Origin of the sequence: uncultured Frigoribacterium sp. (assembly GCF_963515265.1) — a bacterium.
Classification (GTDB): Bacteria; Actinomycetota; Actinomycetes; order Actinomycetales; family Microbacteriaceae; genus Frigoribacterium.
Genome location: NZ_CAUPYL010000140.1, coordinates 1 through 7031 on the forward strand (window position 1 = coordinate 1; position 7031 = coordinate 7031).

At 74.4% G+C, this 7031-nt stretch carries 6 protein-coding genes; 5 read left to right on the forward strand and 1 reads right to left on the reverse strand.

The window, feature by feature from the left end; translation table 11 throughout:
• Positions 1–516, reverse strand: a 516-nt coding sequence (locus tag RWM17_RS10710) for a PucR family transcriptional regulator ligand-binding domain-containing protein (RefSeq protein WP_314103521.1), incomplete at its 3' end; no start/stop codon positions are given.
• A gap of 121 nt (positions 517–637) precedes the next feature.
• Here RWM17_RS10710 and gabT point away from each other — a divergent pair.
• The 5 genes from gabT to RWM17_RS10735 all read left to right on the forward strand — a co-directional run.
• Positions 638–1993, forward strand: a complete 1356-nt coding sequence (gabT, locus tag RWM17_RS10715) for a 4-aminobutyrate--2-oxoglutarate transaminase (protein WP_314103523.1) — start codon at positions 638–640, stop codon at positions 1991–1993.
• Positions 1993–3519 carry an NAD-dependent succinate-semialdehyde dehydrogenase gene (locus RWM17_RS10720; protein ID WP_314103525.1) on the forward strand — a complete coding sequence of 509 codons (1527 nt, stop codon included), beginning with the start codon at positions 1993–1995 and terminating at the stop codon, positions 3517–3519. Before gabT ends, RWM17_RS10720 begins: the two co-directional genes overlap by 1 nt.
• Before the next feature lie 71 nt (positions 3520–3590).
• Positions 3591–5033, forward strand: a complete 1443-nt coding sequence (locus tag RWM17_RS10725) for an aminobutyraldehyde dehydrogenase (RefSeq protein WP_314103527.1) — start codon at positions 3591–3593, stop codon at positions 5031–5033.
• Positions 5034–5127: 94 nt separating this feature from the next.
• The gene (locus RWM17_RS10730) at positions 5128–6561 is read left to right on the forward strand and encodes an NAD(P)/FAD-dependent oxidoreductase (RefSeq protein ID WP_314103529.1); all 1434 of its coding nucleotides are present in this window, start codon (positions 5128–5130) and stop codon (positions 6559–6561) included.
• The coding region (locus RWM17_RS10735; protein ID WP_314103532.1) for a universal stress protein at positions 6558–7031 on the forward strand (474 nt) is incomplete at its 3' end. The genes RWM17_RS10730 and RWM17_RS10735, both read left to right, overlap by 4 nt.

Consider the following 7031-nt stretch of genomic DNA (forward strand, 5'->3'; position numbering starts at 1 on the left):
CAGCACCACCGACCCGCCGAGCTGCTCGCCGAGCACCCGCAGCACGGCGTCCAGCCCGCCGTCGCCGATGGCCGCGACGGAGACGGCGCGCTGGGCCCGCAGCGTCCAGCGGTCGCGGTCGCGCGCCTCCTCGGCCAGCTGGTCGGCCGCCCAGCGGGCGACGGCGATGAAGGGGGTGCGCCAGGGGACCTCGACGACGGGCACCCCGCGGGCCGAGGCGGCGAGCACGAGCTCGACGGGCGTGTCGGGCCGGTGCACGCCGGCACCGAACCCGAGGGCGACCACGCCCGCGCCGACGACCCGGCCGACCCAGGCGTCGTAGTCGTCCTGCGTCGCGTCGACGCCGAACTGGCTGCCGGTCGTCAGCAACATGGTCGAGGCGGCGACGAAGGGCGATGGGTCGACGAGGTCGGAGCTGTGCACCCACGAGAGCGGCTCGTCGGTGCGCGTGGTCGGGTCGAGGAGTCGCAGGTCGAGAGGAGCCTGTCGGACGAGGGCTCGGACGGTGGGGCGCACGCGCCGAACCTAGCACCGGCCTGCCGGTCTGGCAGACCGGAGGTGAACATGCGACGAACTGTCGGTCGAGGAGGTGCGCCCCGGCTCCCTAGAGTCGCCGCAACGTCGAAGGAGCGCCTGCATGTCGAGCACCACAGTCACCACCCCGCGCGGGGGCCCCGGCCTCGAGCAGCGCCGCCGTCTCGTCACCGAGGTGCCCGGCCCGCGCAGCCGCGAGCTGATGGAGCGCAAGCGCGGCGCGGTCGCCGCGGGCGTCGGCGTCTCGCTGCCCGTGTTCACGGAGGCGGCAGGCGGGGGAGTGCTCGTCGACGTCGACGGCAACACCCTGATCGACCTCGGCTCGGGCATCGCGGTGACCGGCGTCGGCAACTCGGCCCCCGGCGTCGTCGAGGCGGTCGTCGAGCAGGTGCAGCGCTTCACGCACTCCTGCTTCATGATCACGGCCTACGACGGCTACGTCGAGGTCTGCGAAGCCCTCAACCGGCTCACGCCCGGCGACCACGACAAGCGCTCGGCGCTGTTCAACACCGGCGCGGAGGCGGTCGAGAACGCCGTCAAGATCGCACGGTCGTACACGCGGAAGTCCGCCGTCGTGGCCTTCGACCACGCCTACCACGGCCGCACGAACCTGACGATGGCGCTCACCGCCAAGTCGATGCCCTACAAGAGCGGCTTCGGGCCCTTCGCCCCCGAGATCTACCGCGCCCCGCTGTCGTACCCGTACCGGGACGCGGGGCTCGACGGGCCGCAGGCCGCGGCTCGCGCGATCTCGCAGATCGAGAAGCAGGTCGGCGCCGCGAACCTCGCCGCCGTCGTCATCGAGCCGATCCAGGGCGAGGGCGGCTTCATCGTGCCGGGGCCCGGGTTCCTCCCCGCGATCGTCGCCTGGTGCCGCGAGAACGACGTCGTGTTCATCGCCGACGAGGTGCAGACCGGCTTCGCCCGGACCGGCCGCATGTTCGCCAGCGAGCACGAGGGCATCGTGCCCGACCTGGTCGTCACGGCGAAGGGCATCGCGGGCGGGCTGCCGCTCTCGGCCGTCACCGGCCGGGCCGAGATCATGGACGCGCCCCACGTCGGCGGCCTCGGCGGCACCTACGGCGGCAACCCGATCGCCTGCGCCGCCGCCCTCGCGGCCATCGAGTCGTTCGAGCACGACGGGCTGCTCGAGCGCGCGGCCGCCATCGGCGACCTGCTGCTCGGCCGCCTGCGCGACCTGCAGCAGGGCGACCCGCGCATCGGCGACGTCCGCGGCCGAGGCGCGATGATCGCGATCGAACTCGTCGACCCGCTCACCGGCGAGCCCGACGCCGCCCTCACCGGCCGGGTCGCCGCGGCTTGCCACGCCGAGGGCGTCATCGTCCTCACCTGCGGCACCTTCGGCAACGTGATCCGGTTCCTCCCGCCGCTCGCCATCGACGACGCGCTGCTGCACGACGGCCTCGACGTCGTCGCCGCCGCACTCGGGTCGGCCTGATGACCGACGTGTCGACGGCTGCGCGGACGACGCGGCCCGACGCGGCAGCCCTGCCGGAGTTCCCCGCACACGTGGTCGCGCTCGTGCGTGAGAGCGACGACGGTGCAGCCGCCGCAGCGGCCCCGGCCACCGAGCTCGGCTGCGTCCCCACCTTCCCCGTGCACGACCCGGCGACCGGCGAGGTCCTCGCGAGGGTCGTCGACCAGGGGCCCGACGACGCGCTCCACGCCCTCGACCGGGCGGTGGCCGCCGCCGACGGGTGGGCCGCCACGCCGCCGCGCGTCCGCGGGGAGACCCTGCGCCGGGCCTTCGACCTCCTCGTCGAGCGGCGCGAGTCGTTCGCCCTGCTCATGTCGCTCGAGATGGGCAAGCCCCTGGCCGAGGCCCGCGGCGAGGTCGCCTACGGCGGCGAGTTCCTCCGCTGGTTCTCCGAGGAGGCGGTGCGCGTCCAGGGCCGGTACGGTCCCGTCCCCGAGGGCACCGGCACCATGACCGTCACGCACCGGCCCGTCGGGCCGAGCTACCTCGTGACCCCGTGGAACTTCCCGCTCGCCATGGCGACCCGCAAGATCGCGCCTGCCCTGGCTGCCGGCTGCACGGTCGTCGTGAAGCCGGCCGAGCTGACGCCGCTCACGACGATCGCCTTCGCCGAGCTGCTGCGCGAGGCCGGCGTCCCCGACGGCGTCGTCACCGTGCTGACCACGACGGACGCAGCCGGGGTGACCGGGCCCCTGCTCGCCGACCCGCGCCTCCGGAAGCTCTCGTTCACCGGCTCGACCGCAGTCGGCCGGGTGCTGATCGCGCAGGCGGCCGAGAACGTGCTCCGGACCTCGATGGAGCTCGGCGGCAACGCCCCCTTCGTCGTGATGGCCGACGCCGACCTCGACGCTGCCGTCGACGGGGCGATGCTCGCGAAGTTCCGCAACGGCGGGCAGGCCTGCACGGCGGCCAACCGCCTGCTCGTGCACGAACGGGTCGCCGACGAGTTCACGCGCCGCCTCGCCGAGCGCGTCGAGGCCATGGTCGTCGGGCCCGGCACGGCCGACGGGACGACGCTCGGCCCGCTGATCGACGACCGCGCCGTCGCGACCTGCGAGCGGCTCGTCGCCGACGCCGTGGCCCGGGGCGCCCGCGTCGTCACGGGCGGCTCGGCGCCGGGCGGCCCCGGCTCGTTCTTCGCGCCGACCGTCCTGGCCGACGTGCCCCGCGACGCCGACCTGATGCACCAAGAGATCTTCGGCCCGGTCGCCGCCGTCACGACGTTCCGCGACGAGGACGACGCCGTCCGGCTCGCCAACGACACCCCCTACGGCCTCGTCGCCTACCTCTTCACGACCGACCTGGCCTGTGGGCGACGCATGCTCGGTCGGCTCCGCACCGGCATGCTGGGCGTCAACACCGGCCTGGTCTCGAACGCCGCGGCCCCGTTCGGCGGGGTCGGCCACTCGGGCCTCGGGCGCGAGGGCGGCAGCGAGGGCATCCACGAGTACCTCGACACGACCTACGCGCTGCAGCCCGACGGCTGAGCCCGACGCGACCCGACCAGCACGGCCCCGAGCACCACGGCACCAGCACCGAGCACCACCGAGAGGACACCATGGCGACCCTGCAGAACTTCGTCGACGGCCGGTACGTCGACGCCCACGGCACCGCGACGATCGACGTGGTCTCGCCCGTCACCGAGCAGGTCGTCGCCGTCTCGCCCGTGAGCGACGCGGCCGACGTCGACGCGGCGGTGCAGGCCGCGGCCCGGGCGTTCCCCGGCTGGAGCCGCAGCACGCCGTCGGTGCGCCAGGCCGCGCTGCTCGCGCTCGCCGACGCCCTCGACGCGCACAGCGACGAGCTCGTCGAGGCGCAGCACCGGGACACGGGGCAGCCGAAGGCGATCATCGCCGCGGAGGAGGTCGCGGTCGGCGCCGACCAGGTGCGCTTCTTCGCCGGCGCCGCCCGCCGGCTCGACGGCATCGCCTCGGGGGAGTACCTCGACGGGCTCACCTCGTCGGTGCGCCGCGAGCCGATCGGCGTCGTCGCCCAGGTGACACCGTGGAACTACCCGCTGATGATGGCGATCTGGAAGATCGCGCCGGCCCTCGCCGCCGGCAACACGATCGTGCTGAAGCCGAGCGACACGACACCCGAGTCGACGCTCGTGCTCGCCTCCCTGACGAAGGGGATCCTGCCGGACGGCGTGCTCAACGTCGTGCTCGGCGACGCGAGCACGGGCCAGGCCCTCGTCGAGCACCCCGTGCCCGGGCTGGTCGCCATCACGGGATCGGTGCGCGCCGGCGTGGCCGTCGCGACCTCCGCCGCCGACCGAGTGGCCCGGGTGCACCTCGAGCTCGGCGGCAAGGCTCCCGCCGTCGTGTTCCCCGACGTCGACGTCGACGTGGTCGCCCCCCAGATCGCGGAGGCGGCCTTCTTCAACGCCGGCCAGGACTGCACCGCGGTGACCCGCGTCATCGTGCACGAGTCGCTCCACGACGACCTCGTCGCCGCCCTGGTGCGCGCCGCGGAGGTGACGACGACCGGTCCCGACGCCGGGGAGGGCGCCTCCTACGGCCCCCTCAACAACGGGCGGCACTTCGCGGCGGTCCAGGCCGTCGTCGAGGCGCTGCCCGCGCACGCGACCGTGGCGACGGGCGGGCACCGCGTCGGCGGGACGGGCTTCCACTTCGCGCCGACGATCGTCACGGGCGTGCGGCAGGACGACGACGTCGTGCAGGCCGAGGTGTTCGGCCCGGTGCTCACCGTGCAGTCGTTCGGCACGGCGGACGAGGCGCTGGCCCTGGCCAACGGCGTGCCCTACGCCCTGGCCTCGAGCGTCTGGACCGACAGCCACACCACGGCCGAGCGCTTCGCCCGCGACCTGGACTTCGGCTGCGTCTGGATCAACACGCACATCCCGCTCGCCGCCGAGATGCCGCACGGCGGGTTCAAGCGCTCCGGCTACGGCAAGGACCTCAGCGCCTACGGCCTCGAGGACTACACCCGGGTCAAGCACGTGATGAGCGCGCACGCCTCGCCGCGCGCCTCGTCCTGACCGCCCCGGCCGGGCCGGGCCAGGCCCAGCCGAGCCCGACCCCCACACTCACCCGGCACCACCCGGTGCCCGCACCAGCGACGGAGACCACCCCATGACCGACACCACCACCTGCGACGTCGTCGTCATCGGCGCGGGGGCCAGCGGCCTGACCGCGGCCGCCGACCTGCGCGCGGCGGGCCTCGACGTGGTCGTGCTCGAGGCACGTGACCGCGTCGGCGGCCGGCTGCGCACCGAGACGATCGACGGGGCGATGCTCGAGCTCGGCGGCCAGTGGGTGTCGCCCGACCAGACGGCCCTGATCGCGACGCTCGGCGAGCTCGGCCTCGAGACGTACTCCCGGTGGCGCGAGGGGGAGAGCGTCTACGTCTCGGCCGACGGCACGGCGTCGCGCTTCACGGGCGACATCTTCCCTGCCTCCGAGCACACGCAGGCCGAGATCGAGCGGCTCATCGTCGTGATGGACGAGCTCGTCGCCGAGACCGACGTCGCGGCCCCCTGGGAGCACCCGCGGGCCGCCGAGCTCGACCACGTGTCGTTCTCGGCCTGGCTCGAGCAGCAGTCCGACGACGCGGAGGCGCGCGCCAACATCGCGCTGTTCATCGCCGACGCGATGCTCACGAAGCCCGCCCACTCGTTCTCGCTGCTCCAGGCGCTGCAGATGGCGTCGAGCGCCGGCAGCTTCAGCAACCTCGTCGACGCCGACTTCATCCTCGACAAGCGCGTCGTGGGCGGCCTGCAGCGGGTCCCGCTGACGCTCGCGGAGAAGCTCGGCGACGCCGTGCGCCTCGGCCAGCCGGTCGAGACGCTCGAGTGGTCGGCCGACGGGGTCGTCGCCTCGACTCCCGAGCTGCGCGTGGCGGCCCGCTGGGCCGTCGTCGCCGTGCCGCCCAACCTCTACTCGCGCATCGAGTACCTGCCGGCGCTGCCGGCCCTGCGCCAGCAGTGGCACCAGCACGTCTCCCTCGGCCTCGTCATCAAGGTGCACGCCGTGTACGAGACGCCGTTCTGGCGCGACGCCGGTCTCTCGGGCACGGCCTTCAGCCCGTACCAGGTGGTGCACGAGGCGTACGACAACTCGAACCACGGCGACCCGCGGGGCACCCTGGTCGGCTTCGTGAGCGACGAGAAGGCCGACCGCCTCCTCGCCCTGCCGGCCGACGAGCGGCGTGCGGCGATCCTCGCGTCGCTGGCGTCGTACTACGGCGAGCAGGCGATCGAGCCGGTCGTCTACTTCGAGAGCGACTGGGCCAGCGACGAGTGGACGGGCGGCGCGTACGCGACGAGCTTCGACCTCGGCGGCCTCTCGCGCTGGGGCCACGACCAGCGCGTGCCCGTCGGGCCGATCCGGTTCTCGTCGAGCGACATCGCAGCGGAGGGGTTCCAGCACGTCGACGGCGCGATCCGCGTCGGGCGCGACGTCGCCGCCGAGATCCTCGCGGAGCGCGACGCGCACGCCGACGCCTCCGTGCAGGCCGCGTCCGCAGGCCAGCCCGAGCACGCCGACGCCGGAGCGGCCGCCTCGTGAGGAGCGTGGTCGTCGGGTACCTTGACACCCCCGCGGGGCACGACGCCCTGGCCCTCGGCACGGCCCTCGCGCACACGCTCGGCGTGCGCCTCGACCTCGTGATGGTCCTGCACGACCGGGGCCGCGCCTCCCTCGTCCCCACAGCCCCCAGCTACGAGCGGCACCTCGACGACCTCGCCGAGGGCTGGCTGCAGGAGGCGGCGGCCGAGGTCCCGGCCGGCGTCACGTCCACGACGCACCTCGTCAGGGCCGAGACCTTCGCCGAGGGCCTGGTCGCGGCCGCCGCCGACCTCGGGGCCGACGCGATCGTGATCGGCGCCGGCAAGGAGGGCACGTTCGGCCGGCTGCACCTCGGCAGCGTCGGGGGAGTCCTCGTGCACTCCGCGCCCGTGCCCGTGGCGATCGCCCCCGCCGGGTTCGCCGAGCGCGGCGTCCGGAGCTTCGGCAGCGTGACGGCCGCGGTCGGCACC